The organism is Pseudomonas sp. NPDC098740 (genome assembly GCF_044760065.1).
GTDB classification, from domain to species: domain Bacteria; phylum Pseudomonadota; class Gammaproteobacteria; order Pseudomonadales; family Pseudomonadaceae; genus Aquipseudomonas; species Aquipseudomonas rossensis.
On the sequence record NZ_JBIWAM010000010.1, the window covers coordinates 30,828 to 54,589 of the forward strand.

Annotated in this window: 24 protein-coding genes; 18 read left to right on the plus strand and 6 right to left on the minus strand. The window is 59.2% G+C overall.

What is annotated here, in order from left to right; genetic code table 11:
• The first annotated feature begins 15 nt into the window (after nt 1–15).
• From dgoD to ACIQU2_RS14520, 3 genes are all read left to right on the plus strand, one after another.
• Nucleotides 16–1,164: a galactonate dehydratase gene (gene dgoD / locus ACIQU2_RS14510; protein WP_008152275.1), complete on the plus strand. Its 1,149-nt coding sequence runs from the start codon at nt 16–18 to the stop codon at nt 1,162–1,164.
• A gap of 174 nt (nt 1,165–1,338) precedes the next feature.
• Nucleotides 1,339–2,649, plus strand: a complete 1,311-nt coding sequence (locus ACIQU2_RS14515; protein WP_123364820.1) for an MFS transporter — start codon at nt 1,339–1,341, stop codon at nt 2,647–2,649.
• Between the two features lie 60 nt (nt 2,650–2,709).
• The gene (locus tag ACIQU2_RS14520; protein WP_403141827.1) at nt 2,710–3,513 is read left to right on the plus strand and encodes an IclR family transcriptional regulator; all 804 of its coding nucleotides are present in this window, start codon (nt 2,710–2,712) and stop codon (nt 3,511–3,513) included.
• Here ACIQU2_RS14520 and ACIQU2_RS14525 read toward each other — a convergent pair whose 3' ends face one another.
• On the minus strand, nt 3,514–4,566 hold the full coding sequence (locus ACIQU2_RS14525) for an NAD(P)-dependent alcohol dehydrogenase (RefSeq protein WP_347805093.1): 1,053 nt from the start codon (nt 4,564–4,566) through the stop codon (nt 3,514–3,516).
• Between the two features lie 190 nt (nt 4,567–4,756).
• On the opposite strand from ACIQU2_RS14525, the gene ACIQU2_RS14530 reads away from it, so the two are divergent.
• Nucleotides 4,757–5,647, plus strand: a complete 891-nt coding sequence (locus ACIQU2_RS14530) for an AraC family transcriptional regulator N-terminal domain-containing protein (protein WP_403141832.1) — start codon at nt 4,757–4,759, stop codon at nt 5,645–5,647.
• Nucleotides 5,648–5,843: 196 nt separating this feature from the next.
• Here ACIQU2_RS14530 and ACIQU2_RS14535 read toward each other — a convergent pair whose 3' ends face one another.
• Nucleotides 5,844–7,508, minus strand: coding sequence for an electron transfer flavoprotein-ubiquinone oxidoreductase (locus ACIQU2_RS14535; protein ID WP_403141835.1), 1,665 nt, complete (start codon nt 7,506–7,508; stop codon nt 5,844–5,846).
• 548 nt (nt 7,509–8,056) lie between these two features.
• Between ACIQU2_RS14535 and ACIQU2_RS14540 the strand changes: the two genes are divergently transcribed.
• The 10 genes from ACIQU2_RS14540 to ACIQU2_RS14585 all read left to right on the plus strand — a co-directional run bounded on the left by ACIQU2_RS14540 (nt 8,057) and on the right by ACIQU2_RS14585 (nt 18,179).
• The gene (locus ACIQU2_RS14540; RefSeq protein ID WP_056745417.1) at nt 8,057–8,806 is read left to right on the plus strand and encodes an electron transfer flavoprotein subunit beta/FixA family protein; all 750 of its coding nucleotides are present in this window, start codon (nt 8,057–8,059) and stop codon (nt 8,804–8,806) included.
• 2 nt (nt 8,807–8,808) lie between these two features.
• On the plus strand, nt 8,809–9,738 hold the full coding sequence (locus tag ACIQU2_RS14545) for an electron transfer flavoprotein subunit alpha/FixB family protein (protein WP_123364825.1): 930 nt from the start codon (nt 8,809–8,811) through the stop codon (nt 9,736–9,738).
• Between the two features lie 80 nt (nt 9,739–9,818).
• Nucleotides 9,819–10,655, plus strand: a complete 837-nt coding sequence (locus ACIQU2_RS14550) for a substrate-binding periplasmic protein (protein WP_403141854.1) — start codon at nt 9,819–9,821, stop codon at nt 10,653–10,655.
• Between the two features lie 9 nt (nt 10,656–10,664).
• A complete protein-coding gene (locus ACIQU2_RS14555; protein ID WP_008147008.1) occupies nt 10,665–11,021 on the plus strand; it encodes a DUF4398 domain-containing protein in 357 nt (118 codons plus the stop codon).
• A complete protein-coding gene (locus tag ACIQU2_RS14560; protein ID WP_123364827.1) occupies nt 11,018–11,830 on the plus strand; it encodes an OmpA family protein in 813 nt (270 codons plus the stop codon). Before ACIQU2_RS14555 ends, ACIQU2_RS14560 begins: the two co-directional genes overlap by 4 nt.
• A 276-nt stretch (nt 11,831–12,106) precedes the next feature.
• Nucleotides 12,107–13,546, plus strand: coding sequence for a PLP-dependent aminotransferase family protein (locus tag ACIQU2_RS14565; protein ID WP_008146981.1), 1,440 nt, complete (start codon nt 12,107–12,109; stop codon nt 13,544–13,546).
• Between the two features lie 88 nt (nt 13,547–13,634).
• Nucleotides 13,635–14,102 carry a translation initiation factor 2 gene (locus ACIQU2_RS14570; RefSeq protein WP_347805087.1) on the plus strand — a complete coding sequence of 156 codons (468 nt, stop codon included), beginning with the start codon at nt 13,635–13,637 and terminating at the stop codon, nt 14,100–14,102.
• Nucleotides 14,103–14,231: 129 nt separating this feature from the next.
• Nucleotides 14,232–14,486 (plus strand): YkgJ family cysteine cluster protein, encoded by a 255-nt coding sequence (locus ACIQU2_RS14575; protein WP_056745406.1) that lies wholly within the window; start codon nt 14,232–14,234, stop codon nt 14,484–14,486.
• Nucleotides 14,487–14,527: 41 nt separating this feature from the next.
• Entirely contained in the window at nt 14,528–15,133 is a 606-nt protein-coding gene (locus ACIQU2_RS14580) for an START domain-containing protein (RefSeq protein ID WP_403141862.1), read from the plus strand.
• A 952-nt stretch (nt 15,134–16,085) separates the two neighbouring features.
• Nucleotides 16,086–18,179 carry an LTA synthase family protein gene (locus ACIQU2_RS14585; protein WP_403141865.1) on the plus strand — a complete coding sequence of 698 codons (2,094 nt, stop codon included), beginning with the start codon at nt 16,086–16,088 and terminating at the stop codon, nt 18,177–18,179.
• A gap of 62 nt (nt 18,180–18,241) precedes the next feature.
• On the opposite strand, the gene ACIQU2_RS14590 is transcribed toward ACIQU2_RS14585, so the two are convergent.
• On the minus strand, nt 18,242–18,400 hold the full coding sequence (locus ACIQU2_RS14590) for a DUF3309 family protein (RefSeq protein WP_172901242.1): 159 nt from the start codon (nt 18,398–18,400) through the stop codon (nt 18,242–18,244).
• Here ACIQU2_RS14590 and ACIQU2_RS14595 point away from each other — a divergent pair.
• From ACIQU2_RS14595 to csrA, 4 genes are all read left to right on the plus strand, one after another.
• Complete coding sequence (locus ACIQU2_RS14595; protein WP_347803788.1) at nt 18,393–18,608, plus strand: hypothetical protein; 216 nt, start codon at nt 18,393–18,395, stop codon at nt 18,606–18,608. The genes ACIQU2_RS14590 and ACIQU2_RS14595 overlap by 8 nt on opposite strands.
• A 71-nt stretch (nt 18,609–18,679) precedes the next feature.
• Nucleotides 18,680–19,495: an SDR family oxidoreductase gene (locus ACIQU2_RS14600; RefSeq protein ID WP_403141868.1), complete on the plus strand. Its 816-nt coding sequence runs from the start codon at nt 18,680–18,682 to the stop codon at nt 19,493–19,495.
• A 65-nt stretch (nt 19,496–19,560) separates the two neighbouring features.
• Nucleotides 19,561–19,893: a YnfA family protein gene (locus ACIQU2_RS14605; RefSeq protein WP_282380829.1), complete on the plus strand. Its 333-nt coding sequence runs from the start codon at nt 19,561–19,563 to the stop codon at nt 19,891–19,893.
• A 153-nt stretch (nt 19,894–20,046) separates the two neighbouring features.
• Nucleotides 20,047–20,232 carry a carbon storage regulator CsrA gene (gene csrA, locus ACIQU2_RS14610; RefSeq protein WP_282481278.1) on the plus strand — a complete coding sequence of 62 codons (186 nt, stop codon included), beginning with the start codon at nt 20,047–20,049 and terminating at the stop codon, nt 20,230–20,232.
• Nucleotides 20,233–20,237: 5 nt separating this feature from the next.
• Here csrA and ACIQU2_RS14615 read toward each other — a convergent pair whose 3' ends face one another.
• The 3 genes from ACIQU2_RS14615 to ngg form a co-directional block, all read right to left on the minus strand.
• Nucleotides 20,238–20,465, minus strand: a complete 228-nt coding sequence (locus tag ACIQU2_RS14615) for a YheU family protein (RefSeq protein ID WP_025212539.1) — start codon at nt 20,463–20,465, stop codon at nt 20,238–20,240.
• A gap of 193 nt (nt 20,466–20,658) precedes the next feature.
• Nucleotides 20,659–21,849 carry an osmoprotectant NAGGN system M42 family peptidase gene (locus tag ACIQU2_RS14620; RefSeq protein WP_403141875.1) on the minus strand — a complete coding sequence of 397 codons (1,191 nt, stop codon included), beginning with the start codon at nt 21,847–21,849 and terminating at the stop codon, nt 20,659–20,661.
• A 165-nt stretch (nt 21,850–22,014) separates the two neighbouring features.
• Complete coding sequence (ngg, locus tag ACIQU2_RS14625; RefSeq protein WP_403141878.1) at nt 22,015–23,760, minus strand: N-acetylglutaminylglutamine synthetase; 1,746 nt, start codon at nt 23,758–23,760, stop codon at nt 22,015–22,017.
• Nucleotides 23,761–23,762: the final 2 nt, after the last annotated feature.

The window sequence follows — 23,762 nt, forward strand, 5'->3', positions numbered from 1 at the left end:
AAAAGAGAGCACGAGATGAAAATCACCAAACTGACCACCTTCATCGTTCCGCCGCGCTGGTGCTTCCTCAAGGTCGAAACCGACGAGGGCGTGACCGGCTGGGGCGAGCCCGTGGTCGAAGGTCGCGCGCACACGGTTGCCGCTGCCGTTGAAGAATTGTCCGACTACCTGATCGGCAAAGACCCACGCAACATCGAAGACATCTGGACCGTGCTGTACCGCGGCGGTTTCTACCGGGGTGGCGCGATCCACATGAGCGCGTTGGCCGGTATCGACCAGGCGTTGTGGGACATCAAGGGTAAAGCCCTGGGTGTGTCGGTTAGCGACCTGCTCGGTGGTCAGGTGCGGGACAAGATTCGCGTTTATTCGTGGATCGGCGGCGACCGCCCGGCGGACACCGCTCGGGCCGCGAAAGAGGCCGTCGAACGTGGTTTCACTGCGGTGAAAATGAATGGCACTGAAGAGCTGCAATTCCTCGACTCCTTCGAGAAAGTCGACCTGGCCCTGGCCAACGTCGCGGCCGTGCGCGATGCGGTGGGGCCGAACGTCGGCATCGGCGTGGACTTCCATGGCCGGGTGCACAAGCCCATGGCCAAGGTGCTGATGAAGGAGCTTGATCCGTACAAGCTGATGTTCATCGAAGAGCCGGTACTCAGCGAAAACTACGAAGCGCTGAAAGAATTGGCGCCGCTGACCAGCACCCCGATCGCCCTCGGTGAGCGGCTGTTCTCACGCTGGGATTTCAAGCGTGTGCTCAGCGAAGGTTATGTCGACATCATTCAGCCGGATGCGTCTCACGCCGGCGGCATCACCGAAACCCGCAAGATCGCCAACATGGCCGAAGCCTACGACGTGGCGCTGGCGCTGCATTGCCCACTGGGGCCGATTGCGTTGGCGGCGTGTTTGCAACTGGACGCGGTTTGCTACAACGCGTTCATCCAGGAACAGAGCCTGGGCATCCACTACAACGAGAGCAATGATCTGCTGGATTACGTCAAGGATCCGCGGGTGTTCGACTACGACAAAGGCTTCGTGAAGATCCCGAATGGCCCGGGCCTGGGGATCGAGATCAACGAGGAATACGTGATCGAACGCGCGGCCGTCGGCCACCGCTGGCGCAACCCGATCTGGCGCCATGCCGATGGCAGTTTTGCTGAGTGGTGAGTTCTCTCTGACCCAACACAGTTCAACTGTGGGAGCGAGCTTGCTCGCGATAGCGGTGTGTCAGTCGACATCAATGTTGAATGAACGACCGCAATCGCGAGCAAGCTCGCTCCCACAAGGGTTCAGTGCAAGCCTTTACATCGACCTCAATAAACATAAGAAGAGGCATTCCCCATGCAACCGCAAACCCTCACCGGGCAGGCGTCGTTGGTGACGCCCAGTCGCAAGCGTTTTTTCATCATGGTGCTGCTGTTTATCACCGTGGTGATCAACTACCTGGACCGCAGCAACCTGTCCATCGCCGCCCCGGCACTCACCAGCGAACTGGGCATCGACCCGATCCACGTCGGGCTGATTTTCTCGGCATTCGGCTGGACCTACGCTGCCATGCAAATCCCCGGCGGCTGGCTGGTGGATCGGGTTCCACCGCGGATTCTTTACAGCGTCGCGCTGCTGCTATGGTCGATCGCCACGGTGATGCTCGGCTTCGCCGCCAGCTTCATTGCACTGTTCGTATTGCGCATGGCAGTCGGTGCGCTGGAAGCCCCGGCGTACCCGATCAACAGTCGTGTGGTCACTACCTGGTTCCCCGAGCGCGAACGCGCCACGGCCATTGGTTTCTATACCTCCGGGCAATTCGTCGGTCTTGCGTTCCTGACGCCGGTATTGGCCTGGCTGCAGCATCAATATGGTTGGCACATGGTGTTTGTCAGCACCGGTGCGGTGGGTATTCTCTGGGCGGTCATCTGGTACGCGGTGTATCGCGAACCACGGGATTTCAAAGGCGCCAATGACGCCGAAATCGAGCTGATCCGCGAAGGTGGCGGGCTGGTGGATATCCAGGCTGAACAAGCCAAAGTCAAAGCCAAATTCAGCTGGATCGACCTCGGCATCGTTCTGACCAAACGTAAGTTATGGGGTATCTACCTCGGCCAGTTCTGCCTCAACTCGACGTTGTGGTTTTTTCTGACGTGGTTCCCGACCTACCTGGTGAAATATCGCGGTATGGACTTCATCAAGTCCGGCCTGTTGGCGTCGCTGCCGTTTCTTGCCGCCTTCGTCGGTGTGCTCTGTTCGGGGTTCTTCTCCGACTGGTTGATCCGCCGCGGCTACACCGTGGGTTTCGCCCGCAAGTTGCCGATCATTGGCGGCCTGCTGATTTCCACTTCGATCATCGGCGCCAACTTCGTTGAGTCGACACCGCTGGTGATTGCCTTCCTCGCGTTGGCGTTCTTCGGTAACGGGTTGGCGTCGATCACCTGGTCGCTGGTGTCAACGTTGGCCCCGGCGCGATTGCTCGGGTTGACCGGTGGGGTGTTCAACTTCATCGGCAACCTGTCGGCGATTACCACGCCGATCGTCATCGGTTTCCTCGCCACCGGTGATTCGTTCGCTCCCGCGATCACCTATATCTCGGTTCTGGCGTTGATTGGTGCGCTTTCCTACATATTGCTGGTCGGCAAAGTCGAGCGTATCAAGTTGTAGTTGCGGCATTCGGGCGACCATAATGCCGCCCGTTCACTCGCTCAACGGTAAAGGCTGGATATGCAGGAAGACGCCCCCAAAATCGCCAAGGACGCCGCACCGACCGGCACCCAGACACTGCTTCGTGGATTGGGTGTGGTTCAGGCCGTGGCCAGTGGTGCCCGCGATCTCAAGGAGATCGCCCGGCTGATCGGCACGACACGCAGCACAACGCATCGTCTGGCCAGTTGCCTGGTGGACGAGCGTTATCTGCGTGTGTTGCCGCAAGTCGGTTATCTGTTGGGGCCGAAGTTGATCGAGCTGGGCTTCCAGGCGCGTGAAGAATTGCCGCTGGTCACATTGGCCGGGCCGTATCTGGATGAGTTGTCGGCGTTGACGGGTGACACCATTCACCTGGCGATTCGTGAAGGCGACGAGGTGCTGTACCTGCACAAGAATCCGGGGCGCAATGGCCCGGAAATGCGTTCGCGGGTGGGTCATCGCATGCCGTTGGCGCGTACCGGGATCGGCAAGGCGTTGATGCTCGATGACACGCAGGAAGAATGGCAGCGGCTGTACGAAGTCAGCTTGCCGGCGGGTGGGAAAAATCAGTTCTGGCCGCAGCACCCGGAGCAGTCCTGGGAGCAGTTTCAGCAGCGCATGGTCGAGTATGTGGCGGGCGGTTATGCGTTCGATCTGGAAGATAACGAACCGTCGATCCGCTGTGTGGCGGCGCCGATCCGTGATGCCAGCAAGCGCATCGTTGCCGGCATCAGCATCGCCAGCACCGTGCCGTATATGCCGCTGGAGAAAATGGCCGAGCTGATTCCCCTGATCAAAGGGGTCACGGCTCGGCTTTCGGCGGAGCTTGGCGCGAAAGTCTGATTAGACTTTCAGAGTCGCCATATCGATGACGAAGCGGTACTTCACGTCACCCGCGATCATGCGGGAGTAAGCCTCGTTGATCTGGCGGATGTCGAGCATTTCAATGTCGCAGGTAATGTTGTGCTCGGCGCAGAAATCCAGCACTTCCTGGGTTTCGGCGATGCCGCCGATCAGCGAGCCGGCCAATACGCGACGGCTCATCACCAGTTTGCCGGCGTGGACCGGTGGATCGACCGGTTCGATCAAGCCCACCAGAATGTGCACGCCGTCGAAACGCAACGTATCGAGGTAGGGATTGAGGTCGTGCTGCACCGGAATGGTGTCCAGCAGGAAGTCGAAATGTCCTGCGGCGGCCTTCATCTGTTCGGCATCGGTGGACACGATCACGTGGTCCGCACCTTGGCGACGACCTTCTTCAGCCTTGCTTGCCGAGCGGGTGAACAGCGTCACTTCCGCGCCCATCGCCTTGGCGAACTTGATGCCCATGTGGCCGAGGCCGCCCATGCCGAGAATCCCGACCTTGTCGCCCGCCTTCACGCCGTAGTGCTTGAGCGGCGAATAGGTGGTGATGCCGGCACAGAGAATCGGCGCGGCGCTGGCCGGGTCGAGTTTCTCGGGGATGCGCACCACGAAGTGCTCGCTGACCACGATGCTGTCGGAATAGCCGCCCATGGTGTTGCTGCCATCGATGCGGTCCGGGGTGGCATAGGTCATGGTCGGACCTTCGAGGCAGTATTGCTCGAGGTTCGCCTGGCAGGCTTCGCAGCTGCGGCACGAATCAACCATGCAGCCGACGCCGACCAGATCGCCGACTTTGTGCTTGGTGACATTCGCACCGATGGCGGTAACTTTGCCTACGATCTCGTGGCCGGGCATCAGGGGGTAAACGGCAATGCCCCACTCGTTGCGTGCCTGATGGATGTCGGAATGGCAGACGCCGCAGTAGAGAATATCGATCGCAACGTCGTCAGCACGTGGGCTGCGGCGCTCGAATTTCACGGGGGCGAGGGGAGTGGTAGCCGATTGGGCGGCGTATCCGATGGCGGTGTACATGATGAACCTCGCAAAAGCTGTGACGGGTGAGGTGACGCATTCTGGGCGCCGCACCGGCCACCGGCCATGGCGATTCCTCCGGGTGTCATGCCTAATCCTCCGGCATCAGCCTCCAATGGGTCGCATTGGCCATCAGACCTGCGATGATGCTTTCATCCCTATTTTCGCGACTTTTTTGTGAAGAGCCCTCATGTTGTTGACCCGTCATCTCGATGCCAATGCCACGCTGGTTTCGCTGATTCAGCCTTTGACTAATCGCGATGGTTTCGCTCCCACGGCGTTGCCGGGAGTGCAGGTTTTGCGGGCCAGTTGTGATGTGGCTCGCGGCCCGCAGATTTACGAGCCGAGTCTGGTCATCATCGCCCAGGGCAGCAAGTTGGCGTATCTGGGGCCGCGTACGCTGGAGTACGGCGCCGGGAATTATTTGATTCAGGCATTGCCGGTGCCGTTCGAATGCGAGACGTTTTCAGCCCCCGATGGCCCGATGCTGGGCGTTTCCATCGCCATTGACCGGGTGTTGCTTGGTGAGTTGGTCTTGGCCATGGGGCTGGCGCCGGGGCGTAGTATTGCGGCGCAAACGCCAGAGTCCATGACCTCGGCGGTGCTCGACGATGCGATGCGTGGTTGTGTTGAACGGCTGCTGCGTTGCCTGCACGATCCGCTGGAATGCCAGGTTATGGGGCAGGCGCGATTGCGCGAGTTGTTGTTCGTCGCCTTGCGCGGGCCGCAAGCCGATGTGCTGCGGGCGCTGGTCGAGCAACAGGGGCAATTCGCCCGGATCGCGGCGTCGCTCAGCCATCTGCATGCGCATTACACCGAGCCGCTGAACGTCGAAACCCTGGCCAGTTGCGCGAACATGAGTGCGTCGACCTTTCATGAGCATTTCAAACGCAGCACGTTGTTGTCGCCAGTGCAGTATTTGAAGCGTTTGCGCTTGCTCAAGGCCCAGCAGTTGTTGCTGGGCGAGGGATTGGGCGTGGCGCAGGTGGCGCATCGGGTCGGGTATCAGAGTACGTCGCAGTTCAGTCGCGAGTACAAGCGCTACTTTGAGCGTAATCCGGGGGATGAGCGCGCTGCCTGACACACCGCTGATCCCCCTGTGGGAGCGAGCTTGCTCGCGATTGCGGTGTATCAGTCGACATCAATGTTGAATAGTAAGCCGCCATCGTCGGAACGCCGCCCGGACCAAGCTCGCTCCCACATTGGTTTGTGGTGTGGCTTGAATCACAGACAACAAAAAGGCCCCGTTCGGGAGCCTTGATGTTCAGGCATTCGACTTACATGTTCGGGTAAGTCGGGCCGCCAGAGCCTTCCGGCGCCACCCAGGTGATGTTCTGTGCAGGGTCCTTGATGTCGCAGGTCTTGCAGTGAACGCAGTTCTGGGCGTTGATCTGGAAGCGCTTCTCACCGTCTTCCATGGTCACCACTTCGTACACGCCGGCCGGGCAGTAACGCTGGGCAGGCTCATCGTAGAGCGGCAGGTTCTTGGCGATCGGGATGCTCGGATCGGTCAGCTTCAGGTGGCACGGCTGCTCTTCTTCATGGTTGGTACCCGAGATGAACACTGAGCTGAGCTTGTCGAAGCTGATCTTGCCGTCCGGTTTCGGGTAGTCGATCTTCTTGCAGTCGGCCGCAAGCTTGAGGCAAGCGTAATCCGGCTTGGTGTCGTGCAAGGTGAACGGCAGTTTGCCGCCGAAGATGTTCTGGTCGAGCCAGTTGAAACCGCCGCCGACGATGGCGCCGAACTTGTGGATCGCCGGGCCGAAGTTGCGGCTGGCGAACAGTTCGTCGTAGAGCCAGCTCTTCTTGAACGCGTCGACGTAAGTGGTCAGCTCTTCGGTGCCGTCCTTTTCAGCGAACAGCGCTTCGGCTACGGATTCAGCGGCGAGCATGCCGGACTTCATCGCGGTGTGGCTGCCTTTGATCTTGGCGAAGTTCAGGGTGCCGAGGTCGCAACCGATCAGCGCGCCGCCCTTGAAGACCATTTTCGGCAGCGAGTTCAGGCCGCCTTTGCTGATGGCGCGAGCGCCGTAGCTGATGCGCTTGCCGCCTTCCAGGTACTGCTTGAGTACCGGATGATGCTTGAGGCGCTGAAACTCGTCGAACGGCGACAGGTAAGTGTTGCTGTAAGACAGGTCGACTATCAGACCGACTACGACCTGGTTGTTTTCCAGGTGATAGAGGAACGAGCCACCGGTGTTCTCGGTGCCCATGATATCCAGCGGCCAACCGGCGGTGTGGACCACCAGGCCTGGTTGATGCTTGGCCGGGTCGATTTCCCAGATTTCTTTCAGGCCGATGCCGTAGTGCTGGGCGTCGGCATCGCTGTCGAGGTTGAAGCGCTTGATCAGTTGCTTGCCGATGTGGCCGCGGCAACCTTCGGCGAACAGCGTGTACTTGCCACGCAGTTCCATGCCTAGGGTGTACAGGCCTTCTTTCGGATGACCTTCGCGGTCAACGCCCAGATCGCCGGTGATGATCCCGCGAACCACGCCGTTCTCGTCGAACAGCGCTTCCTGAGCGGCGAACCCGGGGTAGATTTCCACGCCCAGGTTCTCGGCCTGTTGGGCCAGCCAGCGGCACAGGTTACCCAGGGAGATGATGTAGTTGCCTTCGTTGTGCATGGTCTTGGGCACAAAGAGGTCAGGAATCTTCTGCGCGCTGTCAGCGTTCTTGAGAACGAAGATGTCATCGCGGGTGACCGGCGTATTCAGCGGTGCGCCGAGTTCTTTCCAGTCCGGGAACAATTCGTTCAGGGCGCGTGGTTCGAACACGGCACCGGACAGGATGTGAGCACCGACTTCGGAGCCTTTTTCGACCACGCAGACGCTGATTTCCTTACCGGCTTCAGAGGCCTTCTGCTTCAAGCGGCAGGCGGCGGAAAGACCAGCGGGGCCGGCACCGACGATGACCACGTCGAATTCCATGTATTCGCGTTCCACAGGTTATCTCCTACTCAAGGCTCAACAGTTTTTTTTCTAATTGGAGGTTTGGTGTCGCATCCATGAATCCCTGCGCAATGCAGGAAGAGGACAATCGATGAGCCACCTTTCTCTCTAAGGTGGCGCATTATATCTACACCACTCCTAGCGTCCAATACAAACGTTTGTTTGAATCGGCTCAAAGCCAGAGAAATCAAAGTCACGCGGCTTATGACTGGCCATTTTGCCGTATTGACCGGAATAGGCGTTCCGGTCAAGATACGGTCGGTTTTGCGCTCGCCGTAGGCTGACTGTTGGTTTCAAGAGCACCTCTAAAGACAGGGCGATGGCAGTACAAGGTGATGCGTAGCGCAGGTTCTGGCGCGCAGTTTACACGCCGCGATAATGAATGACTCGTCAGTCACCACTGACGAACGGTCATTCACCTCGTGAGCAGGGTTCACCTTTACACCGGCCAGCGTTTTTAGAGGTGCCCTTGCGCCGATGAGCATCAAACCGCCAGGTTCGCCTAGGCGACTTTCTTTTCACCGGAGAGTAACGAGGAATCCATGAAGGTTCTTGTAGCTGTCAAACGCGTTGTGGATTACAACGTCAAGGTTCGCGTCAAGGCGGACAATTCCGGCGTCGACCTCGCCAACGTCAAGATGTCGATGAACCCGTTCTGCGAAATCGCAGTGGAAGAAGCCGTACGCCTGAAAGAGAAAGGTGTTGCGACTGAAATCGTCGTCGTCTCCATCGGCCCGTCCACCGCTCAAGAGCAACTGCGCACCGCGCTGGCTCTGGGTGCCGACCGCGCCATCCTCGTCGAATCCGCTGAAGACCTGACTTCGCTGGCCGTTGCCAAGCTGCTCAAGGCTGTTGTCGACAAGGAACAGCCTCAGCTGGTGATCCTTGGCAAACAAGCCATCGACAGCGACAACAACCAGACTGGCCAGATGCTCGCGGCATTGAGCGGCTACGGTCAGGGTACGTTCGCGTCCAAAGTCGAAATCAGCGGCGACACCGTTGCCGTGACTCGCGAAGTCGACGGCGGCGCGCAGACAGTTTCCCTGAAACTGCCGGCCATCGTCACCACCGACCTGCGTTTGAACGAGCCGCGCTACGCGTCCCTGCCAAACATCATGAAAGCCAAGAAGAAGCCTCTCGAAGTGCTGACTCCGGACGCTTTGGGCGTTTCCACCGCCTCCACCAACAAGACCGTGAAAGTCGAAGCGCCGGCTGCACGCAGCGCGGGTATCAAGGTCAAGTCGGTGGCTGAACTGGTCGAGAAACTGAAAAACGAAGCGAAGGTAATCTAATCATGACTATCTTGGTAATCGCTGAACACGACAACAAAGTGCTGGCCCCGGCCACGTTGAACACCGTGGCTGCCGCCGTTAAAATCGGTGGTGACATCCACGTTCTGGTTGCAGGTCAGGGCGCTGGCGCCGTGGCTGAAGCTGCTGCCAAAATCGCTGGCGTGGCTAAAGTGCTGGTGGCCGATAACGCCGCCTACACTCACCAACTGCCGGAAAACGTTGCTCCTCTGGTGGCCGAGTTGGGCAAGGGCTACAGCCACATCCTGGCTGCTGCCACTTCCAACGGCAAAAACATTCTGCCGCGCGTTGCCGCTCAGCTGGACGTTGACCAGATCTCCGAGATCATCTCGGTCGAAAGCGCCGACACTTTCAAGCGCCCGATCTACGCCGGTAACGCCATCGCAACCGTTCAATCGAACGCTGCGGTCAAAGTGATCACCGTGCGTGCTACCGGTTTCGACCCGGTGGCGGCTGAAGGTGGTTCGGCGGCTGTTGAAGCCGTTGCGGCTGCTCACGATGCTGGTATTTCCAGCTTCGTCGGTGAAGAACTGGCCAAGTCCGATCGTCCGGAACTGACCGCTGCCAAGATCGTCGTTTCCGGCGGTCGCGGCATGCAGAACGGCGACAACTTCAAACACCTGTACGCCCTGGCTGACAAGCTGGGCGCTGCCGTCGGTGCTTCCCGCGCCGCGGTCGACGCAGGTTTCGTACCCAACGACATGCAGGTCGGTCAGACCGGCAAGATCGTTGCTCCACAGCTGTACATCGCCGTCGGTATCTCCGGCGCGATCCAGCACCTGGCCGGCATGAAAGACTCCAAAGTGATCGTTGCGATCAACAAGGACGAAGAAGCGCCGATCTTCCAGGTGGCCGATTACGGCCTGGTGGCGGACTTGTTCGAAGCCATCCCTGAGTTCGAGAAGCTGGTCTAATCCAGCGGCCTGACTTATAAAGAGCCCGACCTTTTGGTCGGGCTTTTTTTTGTTCCGGATTTGAGTGGGAGAGTGTCGCCATGGATCTGCGCCGCGTTTACGGCTGGTCTTTGCTAATGGGGCTGACGGTGTTGCCGGCGCTGTCAGTCGCCGCGGGCAAGTGCGAACGCCTGGTGGTGACCGGCAGCCCGGACGCGCCGCCGTACCTGTGGCAAGACCCGCAGAACCCCAAGCACCTGATCGGCGCCAGTGCTGACCTGTTGCAGCAAGTGGCGGGGGAGATGGGGATCAAGGTCGAACTGCTTTACGCCGGCAAACGCTCTCAGGCCCTGGACGAAGTGCGCAGTGGGCGAATGGACATGCTGGCGGATGCGTCATTGACGGTCAGTGAACTGGAATCCCTGGATTACATTCATCCGCCGTTACTGGAAAACGATTACCTGGTCTGGACCCGCAAAGACTCGACGCTGGTCTACAACGAAGCGCAGGACCTTCATGGACATCCCGGCGCGTTGTCGGAAAAGTCTCGTATGACCCCGGCATTTGGCGTGTTCGCCGAGCAGCAATTGACCCTCGCCCGTACGCCTAACCTGACCCAGGCCTTTCAGAAATTGCTGCTGGGCGAGGTGGGATTTGTCCTTGCCGGACGCTACTCGGGCATGGCGGCTGCGCAGACACTTAACCTGGCCAACGACCTGATCGCCCGTCCACAACCGATCGACAAACCCGGTCTGTTCCTCGCGGTTTCCCACAACTCCGCCTGCAACGATCCGTGGTTGCGCGGACAGCTGGCCAAAAAGATGACAGAATTGCCCGCGTCCGGACTGACGGAAGCCGTGCTGCAACGCAATATCGAGCGCTGGAAGGCGCAGCTCTCACAACCGCAGCAACAACCTGTCAGTACCCCAAAACAGTAGGGATTTTTAGTGAGTATTCGACCTCTTTTCGCTGCCCTGGCCGTTCTGGCTCTGGCGGGTTGTGCAGCCGATCCGGCGCCGAATGAACAAATGCGCCTGACCGAACAGGCACTCGAACAGGCCAAGGCAGTAGGCGCCACCGCCGCCGACGTGCCGGAAATGAAACTGGCCGAAGACAAGTTCAACCGCGCCAAGGGCAGCATGAACGACCAATCCTTCAAGAACGCGCGCATGCGGGCCGAGCAGGCCGAGCTGGACGCGCGTCTGGCCGAAGCCCGGGTTCTGACCCTCAAGAGCGAGGAGCAGTTGAACGTGCTCAATACCCGCATCACTCGCCTGCGCAAGCAACTGGGAGATGCCCAATGAGCCTCAAGACCAAAGCCCTGGGCGGTTTGATCCTGGCAGGCTGCGCCAGCCTCTATGGTTGTGCCGGTCAGCACAGCGAGGCCGCGTTGCAGCAGGCCAGTACTGACTTCCAGAAGGTCAAGGAAGATTCCAACGTGCTGCGAATCGCGCCCAAGGACGTGATTCGCGCCGGTGAGTCGCTGGCCCGTGCCGATCGTCTGTCCAGCTATTGGGGCAGTGGATCGGACGTGCTGCATTACGCTTACCTGAGTGAGCGCTATAGCGAAATCGCGCGCGAACACACCAATCAGGTGCTCAACGAAGAACGTGCGGCGAAGCTCGAACTGGAGCGTCAGCGCCTGCAGCTGGCCCTGCGCGAATCCAAACTGCTCAGCGTGCAGCAGCAGGGCAAGTGGCTCGAAGAACAGATTGTCGCGTTGGCGACCACCCAGACCGACCGCGGCCTGGTGATGACCTTGGGCGACGTGCTGTTCGACACGGGCGAAGCGGAGTTGAAAAACTCGGCGAACCGCGTGGTGTTGAAGATCGTGCAGTTCCTGCAGCTCAACCCCAAGCGCGTGGTGCGCATCGAAGGCTACGCCGACAGTACCGGCGGCAAGCAGGAAAACCTCAAGCTGTCCCGTGACCGTGCGCAATCGGTGGCGGACGTGCTGATGGATTTGGGCATCGACGATAAACGTATTCAGGTCGAAGGCTACGGTGATGAATATCCGGTCGACGTGAACGCCTCCGAACGGGGACGTGCACAGAACCGTCGGGTAGAAATTGTGTTCTCTGACGAAAAAGGCCAGCTCGGCGCTGCCCGGTAGGAGCTGGCGGAGCCTGCGATCTTTTGATCTTGCTCTTGATACTCAAGTGGGCCTGGAAAGATCGCAGCCTCGTTTCACTCGAAAGCTCCTACAACCCGGCCTGCCCGTCAGTGCCGGGTTTTTTTACGCCTGCTAATCAACGCACAAAACAGTACAGTTTTTGCTGACACTGCACTGTACGGTCGACTATTGTGGCAACTGTCCCAGTACACTTCTAAACTGTTCCGGTATTGTTTCACACAAGAATAAAATGCCCGTGAAATCGAGTGCTGCGTCATGACCAATCTCTTGCTCTACCAACGTATTGCTCAACAACTGGCCGAAGACATCCGCCGTGGCGTCTATCAACCGGGGGAGCGCGTGCCTTCGGTGCGCAAGATGAGCTCGCAGCTCAACGTCAGCCATGCGACGGTGTTGCAGGCTTACGCCAACCTCGAGGATCAGGGGCTGATCCGCGCCCGGCCACAGTCCGGTTATTACGTGCACCAGACCCCGGCCCTGACCGCGCCGACACCGGACATCGCCCGGGTCGAGCGTCCAGGTCTGGTCACTCGCAGCAGCATCATCCAACAAGTTCTGGTCGAATCCCGCCGCGAGGGTGTGTTTCCCTTGGGTGCAGCCGTACCGAGCGTTGATTATCTGCCGGTGCGGGCGCTGCATCAGCAACTGGCCAAAGTCACCCGTTTCCATAGCCCGCGGGCGTTCAGCTACATGTTCAGCCCGGGTTTCGAACCGTTGCGCCGACAAGTGGCGATCCGCATGCGCGATGCCGGCGTGGTGGTTGATCCGTCGGAAGTGGTGATCACCCACGGCTGCGTTGATGCGTTGCAGATGTCGCTGCGAGTGCTGACCCGCCCGGGCGACCTGATCGCCGCCGAGTCGCCGACCTACTACGGTTTGCTGCAACTGGCCGACCTGCTGGGCCTCAAGGTCATCGAGATTCCGAGCGATCCGGCCACCGGTATGAGCCTTGAAGCTTTGCAGCTGGCGGCCAACCAATGGTCGATCAAGGCGCTGGTGCTGACCACTCGTCTGAGCAATCCATTGGGCGGCACCATGCCCGAAGAGCGGCAGAAGCAACTACTGCGCCTGGCCTCGGATTTCGATATCCAGATTGTCGAAGACGATATCTACGGCGAACTGATGTTCGAGCAGGGTCGTACCAAATCACTCAAAGCCTACGATCGGCTGGATCGGGTGATCTATTGCTCAAGCTTCTCCAAAACCCTGTCGCCGGGCGTGCGGATCGGCTGGATGATTGCCGGCAAGTACCAGCAGGAAATCCAGCGTTTGCAGACCTTCAGCACCCATTCGGCCTGCAGCGTCACGCAGATGGGCATTGCGGCGTACCTGGAGAACGGTGGTTACGACCGGCATTTGCGCTACATCCGTCAGGAGTACCGCAAGAACCTCAGCGCTTTCCAGCTGGCGGTGCAGCAATACTTCCCGGAAGGCACGCAGATGACCCGGCCGACCGGCGGCTTCATTCTGTGGGTCAGCCTGCCGGGGCGGGTTAACACGCAGGAGCTGCACGTTCGTGCGTTGCAACAGGGCATCAGCATCGCGCCGGGGCTGATTTTCAGTAACACCGAGCAGTTCAACCACTGCATTCGGCTGAACTGCGGCACACCCTGGAACCGTGAAGCCGAACGTGCATTGATGACCCTGGGCATGCTCGCCACCCAGCTCTGTCAGGAGATGGTCGGCGGCTTTTGAGGGGGCGGGCAGGATATTCCTGCCCGAGCTTGTCATGTCGCGTGCAACAGGCGAGCATATGGCTCCTGCCGTTTGTATCGTTGGGTCCATGAAGCCGATTTTTCCCGCCGTCTGGCTATCGATCTGCCTGCTGATGACCTTCCAGGCCGAAGGTGTATTAGCGGCTTCCGTTCAAGAAAAACCGGCAGCCAGCGCCACTTCGAAAAAACCAGCACCGGTCAAGAAAGCCGCGCCGGTCAAAAAGAAAGCGGCCAAGGTGAAAAAGCGACCGCCGATTGCATCCAAATCCAAACCCGCCAGTGAGATCGCGAAAACCAAGCTTCCTTCGGCCGACCTGGATTTGAGCCTGCCCCAAGACATGGCCGAGGAGCTGAAACCGATCGGTACGGTACCGTTGCCACGGCACGATGCACTATTGCCGCAAATGTTTGGTGACAAGGCTGGTCCGTTTCAGCTCAACGGGAGGCTGATCAGCAACGAAATGCAGTTGCAACTGCGCAACGAAGAGCGTCATGAAGTCGAAGGCGCAGCCCTGGAATTCGAGTTCAAACGATAATTTCTTAGACTGGTCAGTCACGCTCGTTTGAGCGAAAAACCCGGGTCCAGGTAATTTTAAACAAGCGTTTTAGCGGTTACTCTGTGCCACGTCCTTTAACACATCGCCCGTCGCGAGGAGCTCGTCGTCATGAAATGCCGTGAAGGATGTGGCGCCTGTTGCATTGCCCCTTCCATCAGTTCACCGATTCCCGGCATGCCCAATGGCAAGCCCGCCGGAGAACGTTGTGTACAACTCTCTGTCGATAACCTGTGCGGCATTTTCGGCAAGCCGGAACGTCCTGCAGTGTGTTCGGCGTTCGAAGCCGACATCGAAGTCTGCGGAAGCAGCAGTGACGAAGCGATCAAATTGCTGGGTTGGTGGGAGCAAATGACGGCGGCGTGATGTGTTCAACGAACGGATCTTCAACAATAAGGAATAAGACTATGGGTTCGCTGCAACGTATGGCTGTGCTGTGTGGTTTGACGGTAATGCTCGCCACCACGGCTGCTCAGGCCGAAGACTGGAAAGTCGCCAAGGAACAGGACGGCATCAAGATCTCCTTGAGCGAGGTGGCCGGCTCCGATTACAAGGCCTACCGTGGTGTCACGCTGATGAAGACCACCGTGGCCAAACTGCGCGCATTGCAGGAAGACGTGCCGGGGGCCTGCGCCTGGATTCACGAGTGCAAGACCCAAAAATTGCTTAAGCACGAAGGTGATCAGAGCTGGACCTACACCCAGTTCAATACGCCTTGGCCGGTTACCGCGCGTGATTCGGTGTTGCATGTCACCACCACCGAAGGCGCCGATGGCAGTCTGACTCGCAAACTTGAAGGTGTGCCGAAGTACATTCCTGAAGAAAAAGGCTTTGTGCGGGTGACCAAGGTCGACGGTTTCTGGAAGTTCGTGCCCAAGGGCGATCAGATTGAAGTGACCTATCAGGTGCATACCGAGCCGGGCGGTAGCATTCCGTCGATGGTTGCTAACAAGTTTGTGGTGGATGCTCCGTTTAATACGTTGAAAGCCCTGAAGGCACGTGCTGAGAAGTAAGCGCGCTGCTCTTTTGCCAAAGTCGGGGTGTATATCCGTTTTTGCGGTTACGGCTGCTGGCGGTTTCGCTTTTACAGCGAGTCACTTGGAAGAGCCCCAAGTAACCAAGGGCTCTTGCCCCTTTCGTTCGGTGCCTCGCCTAGGCTCGGCATGCCCTCGCTCCGGTCCTGCTCCGTGGGCACGCCGCCATCGGCCATCCATGGCCGGGGGCGGCTAACCCGGCGTCCATGCCGGGTTGCCCACTGCGCAGAACCTCCACTCGGCCTCTCGTGGGGGCGGTGCATCAAGATCAAAAGCTGCAGGCGAGCTAACGCTCGGCCTGTTGAGTGGTGAGGAGCGTGCGTACACCCCCCCCGGTAGGAGCTGTCGAGTGAAACGAGGCTGCGATCTTTTGATCTTGCTGTGGCTGTGGCTGTGGCTGTGGCTTTTGATTTTGATCTACTGCCCTTTTCCCAGAGGCCGAACGCAGGCGTTGCGCAGGGGGCACCGCGGCAAGGATGCCGCGGTAGCCGCCCCCGGCCATGGAGGGCCGATGGCGGCGGGCCCCCGGAGCAATGCCTTCGTTACGGCATGCCGAGCCTAAGCGAGGCACCGAATGGCGGGGCAGGAGCCCTTGGTTACTTGGGGTTGGGCGGCATTCCGTATTTCCAAGTGACTCGCTGTAAAAGCGAAACCATAAGTCGCCATCACCGCAGCAACGGATATACACCCAATCAAAGTGCCCAGACCGAACCCACTATTTTGTTTCCGGATATCGCGTTGCACGAAATTTTCACAAAGCCTCCAAGACAATTCGCCCGCGCCAACATCCGGGCAGTAATCAATGGCAATGCGGCGGTTGATCGTGCAACATTTGCGCACCCCGCAAGCCCCGGGGCCGAGAACTGGCCAACAGAGGGCAAGGCGCAGCTGTATTTTTGAAACTTAAACTTCCAATGGGTCCTAAAACGACATGGCAATCCCGGACGCCCTGAATCAGCAGCGAGCTTCTAGTCGCCTGCTGCAACCGACCGTCAAATCGCATCTGGCCTACACGCTGCTGTGTGCCCTGGTCATGATGGTCATGTTCAGCCTGCTGCGCGTTGCGCTGCTGGTTTACAACCGCGAGATGATCCTCGACACCCCGGCCTCGACCTTTCTCGAAGCGTTCGCCAACGGTCTGCGTTTCGACCTGCGCCTGGTGGTCTACCTCAGCATTCCATTGCTGCTGGCGCTGTTCAGTGCACGCGCCATGGCCGCCCGCGCATTCTTCCGTTTCTGGCTGACCATTGCGACAAGCATCGCGCTGTTCCTCGGCCTGATGGAGATGGACTTCTACCGCGAGTTTCACCAGCGCCTCAACGGCCTGGTCTTCCAGTATGTGAAAGAAGACCCGAAAACCGTGATGAGCATGCTCTGGTACGGTTTCCCGGTGGTTCGCTACCTGCTGGCCTGGGCCGTGGGCACCTTGATCCTGACCCTGGCGTTCAAGGGCGCCGACCGCGCTACCCGTCCTCGCGGCCCGTTCAGCGGCGGCAGCATTGGCACCCGCCAGATCGCCCCGTGGTATTCGCGCATCGCGGTGTTCGTGGTTTGCTTGCTGGTCTGCGTGGTCGCTGCTCGTGGCACGCTGCGTCAAGGCCCGCCGATGCGTTGGGGTGACGTCTACACCACCGACTCGAACTTCGCCAACCAGTTGGGCCTCAATGGCACCCTGTCGCTGGTCGAAGCGGCCAAAAACCGGATGTCAGAAGATCGCGACAACATCTGGAAGGCCACTCTGCCACAGCCTGAAGCGCAGAAAATCGTGCGTGACATGCTGGTGATGGCGGACGACAAACTGGTGGACACCGAAACCGCAGCCGTACGTCGCGATTACACGCCGCCGGCCGACAAGACCCTGCCGATCAAGAACGTCGTCGTGATCCTGATGGAAAGCATGGCCGGTCACTCGGTGGGCGCCTTGGGCGCACCGGGCAACATCACGCCGTACCTCGACAAACTGTCGAAGGAAGGCCTGATGTTCGACCGCTTCTTCTCCAACGGCACCCATACCCACCAGGGTATGTTCGCCACCATGGCGTGCTTCCCGAACCTGCCAGGTTTCGAATACCTGATGCAGACGCCGGAAGGCAGCCACAAGTTGTCCGGCCTGCCGCAATTGCTCAGTGCCCGTGACTATGACGACGTGTACGTCTACAACGGCGACTTCGCCTGGGATAACCAGTCGGGTTTCTTCAGCAACCAGGGCATGACCAACTTCATTGGTCGGAACGACTTCGTGAACCCGGTGTTTTCCGATCCGACCTGGGGCGTGTCCGACCAGGACATGTTCGACCGTGGTCTGGTAGAGCTCAAGGCTCGGGAAAACGGCAAGCCGTTCTATGCGCTGCTGCAAACCCTGTCCAACCACACTCCTTACGCCTTGCCGACCCCATTGCCGGTTGAGCGCGTGACCGATCGCGGTAGCCTGAACGAGCATTTGACCGCCATGCGCTATGCGGACTGGGCGCTGGGCCAGTTCTTTGAAAAGGCCCGCAAGGAGCCGTATTTCAAGGAAACCCTGTTTGTGATCGTCGGCGACCACGGTTTTGGCAACGAGCGTCAGATCACAGAAATGGACCTGGGCCGATTCAACGTGCCGATGCTGATGATCGCACCGGGCATCCAGGAAAAGTTCGGCGAGCGAGACCATACCGTGGGCACGCAGATCGACATCGTGCCGACCATCATGGGCCGTATTGGTGGCGAAGTGCGTCATCAGTGCTGGGGCCGCGATTTGCTCAACCTGCCTGAAGGCGACACTGGTTTTGGCGTGATCAAGCCGTCGGGTAGCGAGCAGACCACCGCCATCATCACGGCTGATCAGATTCTGGTGCTGCCGAAGGAAAAGGAAATGGCGCCGAAGATGTACCAGTACGAACTGGGCGCGACACCACACGCCGAGATCGTTCCGAATGCACCGCGTACCGCTGAGCTGAAGCTCAAGCTCGAAGCGTTCCTGCAAACGGCGACCAAGAGCCTGATCGACAATACCGCCGGTGTGGTTGACGGCAAGCCGGACTAAGTCTTGATGCAATAAAAAAAGAGGCCCTTGAAAAGGGCCTCTTTTTTTTGCCGGTTAAACCTTTATATCTTGCCGAGCAATAGCAGGATCAACAGCACCACCAACACGACGCCGATGATACCCGACGGGCCATAACCCCAACTTCTGGAGTGCGGGAACACTGGTAAACCACCAATCAGCAAGAGGATCAGGATTACGATAAGAATTGTGCCCATGTCTATTTCCTTGTTGGAAGTGTTCTGGAATACCTGGCGTTTAACTGTCAGCCGGGATGCTATAAAACCAGGCTGCTTACAAAATCCGACTGTCGCTCATGAAAGAAAATTCCAAGTTTTTTTAATGTTTTTCGAAGAAAGGCTTATTTCGTTTTTAATGAGTCTAGTTGGTTCAGGCGCTGCCACGGTTTGCTCGGGCCATTCAGCAATCTGATGGAGCGTGGGTCGGGCATTGTCCTTCGCTACACTCGACGCATCTTCCCCGGAACAACAAGGCTGTTTGCTATGCAAAATCGCATGATGATCACTGGCGCGGGCTCGGGCTTAGGTCGCGAAATCGCGCTGCGCTGGGCGCGTGAAGGCTGGCAGCTGGCCTTGTCGGATGTCAGCGAACCCGGCCTGCAGGAAACCCTGAAATTGGTTCGCGACGCCGGCGGCGACGGTTTTATCCAGCGTTGCGACGTGCGCGATTACAGCCAGCTGACCGCTTTCGCCCAAGCCTGCGACGAGAAACTCGGTGGCATCGATGTCATCGTCAACAACGCCGGCGTTGCCTCGGGCGGGTTCTTCAGTGAACTGTCCCTGGAAGACTGGGACTGGCAGATCGCGATCAACCTGATGGGCGTGGTCAAGGGCTGCAAGGCCTTCCTGCCGCTGCTGGAAAAAAGCAAAGGCAAGATCATCAACATCGCGTCGATGGCCGCCCTGATGCAAGGCCCGGCCATGAGCAACTACAACGTGGCCAAGGCTGGCGTGGTGGCGTTGTCCGAAAGCCTGCTGATCGAACTGGCGCAGCAGGAAGTGGGCGTGCATGTCGTCTGCCCGTCGTTCTTCCAGACCAACCTGCTGGACTCCTTCCGTGGCCCGACGCCGGCGATGAAAGCCCAGGTCGGCAAGTTGCTGGAAAGCTCGCCGATCACCGCGGCCGACATTGCTGACTACATTTATCAACACGTTGCCGCCGGCGAATTCATGATCCTGCCTCACGAACAGGGCCGCATGGCCTGGGCGCTCAAGCAGAAGAACCCACAACTGCTTTACGGCGAAATGACCGTCATGGCCGACAAAATGCGCGCCAAGGCCAAACAAACCGCAGGTTGAGCTTGCCCTGTGCACAACACCGTCGTTAGGGTGGCCGCCATCGGTCATCCTCGTGAGACGTTTGCATGCTCAATTACCTGTGGTTTTTCCTCGCCGCGCTGTTTGAAATCGCCGGCTGTTTCGCCTTCTGGATGTGGCTGCGCCAGGGTAAAAGCGCCTGGTGGGTCGTGCCGGCTCTGCTCAGTCTGACCTTGTTTGCGCTGCTGCTGACCCGCATCGAAGCGACCTATGCCGGTCGCGCCTACGCCGCTTACGGTGGTATCTACATCATCGCCTCGATCGGCTGGCTGGCGGTGGTCGAGCGGATTCGTCCGCTGGGCTCGGACTGGATCGGTGTGGCGCTGTGTGTGATCGGGGCCAGCGTCATCCTTTTCGGCCCGCGATTCTCCGCTTCCTGAAGGATCGGTCCTTCAATCAATGGATTTGTCAGACGTTTCCTTAGGAAGCGTTCGTGCTGCGCTGTAGGGTGGGACTGATTGTCTGTCAGCGCATTGAAGAGCTGCTGCACGCGAGGCATCTTCAGGGTCCGATAACCCTGAAGGATGAATGTCATGCTTGTACTCAGTCGCGTTGTGGGCGAATTGATTTCCATCGGTGACGACATTTCCGTGCGCATTGTCGCGGTCAACGGCAACACTGTGCGCTTCGGTGTCGAAGCGCCGCAGAACGTCAGCGTGCACCGGGCGGAGGTCTACGACCGCATCCAGGCCAAACGGGCAAAAAACAAAGGGCGCTGAAGACCTCAGTCGAACAGGTGCTTGGGCACATCATGCTTGAGCATCAACTGGCATTGCTCACTGTCCGGATCGAAGACAATCAGCGCCTGGCCCTTGGTCAATGCCTGGCGAACCCGCAGAACACGAGTTTCCAGCGGTGTGTCATCACCGTTGTCCGTACCGTCACGGGTTACGAAATCCTCGATCAGGCGGGTGAGGGTGTCGACTTCAAGTTGGTCGTGGGGGATCAGCATAGGCACCTCGGCTAAACAATGGCGCGATGCTACGGCGGTTGAACGCACAGGACCAGTAGGAGCTGCCGCAGGCTGCGATCTTTTGATCTTTTGATCTTTTGATCGTTTGATCTTTTGATTTTCAGCGATGCAACTGACGCCAGAAGATCAAAAGATCGCAGCCTGCGGCAGCTCCTACGGTTTTGCGTTCGCTTTAGTTATCCGACCGCTGCCCCACCAGACTATCCACCGACGGCACCCGCGTATCGCTTTCCATCTGTGTGTCATGTTCGATCTGATGACTGAACCGGTCCAGCGACCCCTTGGCAGGTTGTGCATCGCTGGCAAACACCGGCGGACTCAGAATATAGGCGCCGAGCAGGCGGCTGAGGGCGGCGAGGCTATCGATGTGAGTGCGTTCGTAGCCGTGAGTGGCGTCGCAGCCGAAGGCGAGCAGGGCGGTGCGAATGTCATGCCCGGCAGTGACCGCCGAATGGGCATCACTGAAGTAGTAGCGGAACAGGTCGCGACGCACAGGCAACTCGTTGTCACTGGCCAGGCGCAGCAGATGCCGCGACAGGTGATAGTCGTAAGGTCCGCCGGAATCCTGCATTGCCACGCTCACCGCGTGTTCGCTGGAATGCTGACCCGGCGCGACCGGGGCAATGTCGATGCCGACGAATTCGCTGACGTCCCACGGTAACGCCGCCGCGGCGCCACTGCCGGTTTCCTCGGTAATGGTGAACAGCGGATGACAGTCGATCATCAGCTCTTCGCCGCTGTCGACGATCGCTTTCAGCGCCGCCAGCAATGCGGCAACGCCGGCCTTGTCGTCGAGATGACGGGCGCTGATGTGGCCGCTTTCGGTGAATTCCGGTAAAGGGTCGAAGGCGACAAAATCACCGACGCTGATGCCCAGCGAGTCGCAATCGGCACGCGTAGCGCAATAGGCGTCCAGGCGCAGCTCGATGTGATCCCAACTGATCGGCATTTCATCCACGGCGGTATTGAACGCATGCCCGGAAGCCATCAGCGGCAGCACGCTGCCACGGATCACGCCGTTGTCGGTAAACAGGCTGACTCGGCTGCCCTCGGCAAAACGGCTGGACCAGCAGCCGACAGGCGCCAGGGTCAGACGGCCGTTGTCCTTGATCGCGCGAACCGCCGCGCCGATGGTGTCGAGGTGAGCGGAGACCGCGCGGTCGGGACTGTTCTTCTTGCCCTTGAGGGTGGCGCGGATAGTGCCGCGGCGGGTCATCTCAAAGGGAATGCCCAGCTCTTCAAGCCGTTCGGCGACATAACGCACGATGGTGTCGGTGAACCCGGTCGGGCTGGGAATGGCGAGCATTTCCAGCAGGACTTTTTGCAGGTAGTTCAGGTCCGGTTCGGGAATTTTGCTGGTCATGGAAACTCCTGATGAGTTGAGGCCATCGATGGTTTCGATGAAGGGAAAGAATCTGTGGTGCCTGTCAGGCCGCCTTCGCGAGCAAGCCCGCTCCCACAGTGGAGTGCGGTCAAATGTGGGAGCGAGCTTGCTCGCGATGGGGCCCAGACAGGCAACACATCAATGTCAGGCCGCCGGCTGACTATGCGGAAACAACAAATCCACAAACCGCTCGGCCGTCGGCTGCGGCTCATGGTTGGCCAACCCGGCACGCTCATTGGCTTCGATAAATACGTATTCCGGTTGATCGGCGGCGGGCACTATCAGGTCGAGTCCGACCATCGGAATATCCAGCGCCCGCGCCGCACGCACCGCCGCATCCACCAACGTCGGATGCAGGATCGCCGTCACATCCTCAAGAACCCCGCCGGTATGAAGGTTCGCCGTACGCCGTACGAACAGATGCTCGCCCGCCGGCAGAATGCTGCTGTAGTCAAAACCCGCCGCGTGCAAGGTGCGCTCGGTCTCATGATCCAGCGGGATTTTGCTTTCACCGCTGGTGGCCGCCTGACGACGCCGGCTCTGCGCTTCGATCAGCGCACCGATGGAATGCTGACCATCGCCCACCACTTCTGCCGGTCGGCGAATGGCCGCGGCGACCACCTCAAAACCGATCACCAGAATCCGCAAGTCGAGGCCTTCGTGGAAGCTCTCCAGCAGCACTCGACTGTCGAACTGGCGGGCGGATTCGATGGCTTGCTGGACCTCTTCGATGGTCCGTAAATCCACCGCGACGCCATGGCCTTGTTCGCCATCCAGCGGTTTGACCACCCCCCGTTCGTGCTCGTCGAGAAACGCCAGATTGTCATCGGCGTTGCCGGCCAGTTGCTGCGATGGCAGGTTCAGGCCGGCGGCCTTGAGCACTTTGTGCGTCAGGCTTTTGTCCTGGCACAACGTCATGCTGATGGCGCTTGTCAGATCGCTGAGTGATTCACGGCAACGTACGCGGCGACCGCCGTGGATCAAGGTGAACAGGCCGGCATCGGCGTCATCGACTTGCACTTCGATGCCGCGACGGTGAGCTTCCTCGACGATGATCCGTGCATAAGGATTGAATTCGGCTTCGGGACCCGGGCCCAGAAACAACGGCTGATTGATGCAGTTTTTGCGCTTGATCGCGAAGGTCGACAGGTTGCGAAACCCCAGCTTGGCGTAAAGACTTTTCGCCTGCCGGTTGTCGTGCAGCACTGACAGGTCCAGGTAACTCAGCCCACGGCTCATGAAGTGCTCGATCAAATGCCGCACCAACACTTCACCGACACCCGGTCGTGAACATTGCGGATCGACCGCCAGGCACCACAGGCTGCTGCCATTTTCCGGATCGTTGAACGCCTTGTGATGGTTGAGGCCCATGACGCTGCCGATGATCGCGCCGCTGTCCTCATCTTCGGCCAGCCAATAGACGGGCCCACCCTGATGACGCGGGGTCAGCAGACTCGCGTCGATCGGCAGCATGCCGCGCAACTGATACAGCTGATTGATCGCCTGCCAGTCCGCGTCGCCCTGGGCCCTGCGGATGCGAAAGCCGCGAAACACCCGAGTCGACTGACGGTAATCACTGAACCACAGGCGCAGGGTGTCGGACGGATCGAGAAACAACTGGGCCGGCTCCAGCCCCAGTACTTGCTGGGGGGCAGCCACGTACAGGGCGATGTCGCGTTCACCGGTGTGCTCGTTGAGCAACTCTTGGGCCAGGCTCGCCGCATCCGGGAAGGTATGGCCGATCAGCAACCGGCCCCAACCGCAATGCACGGCGATCGGTGCGGCGCCCAATTCACTGCCGTCTTCGGCCAGGCGGGCCTGCAAGCGTTCGTAAGAGGGCGTCTGACCGCGCAACAAGCGTTGGCTGTAGGCCGTGGCGTGGGGTTTCATCG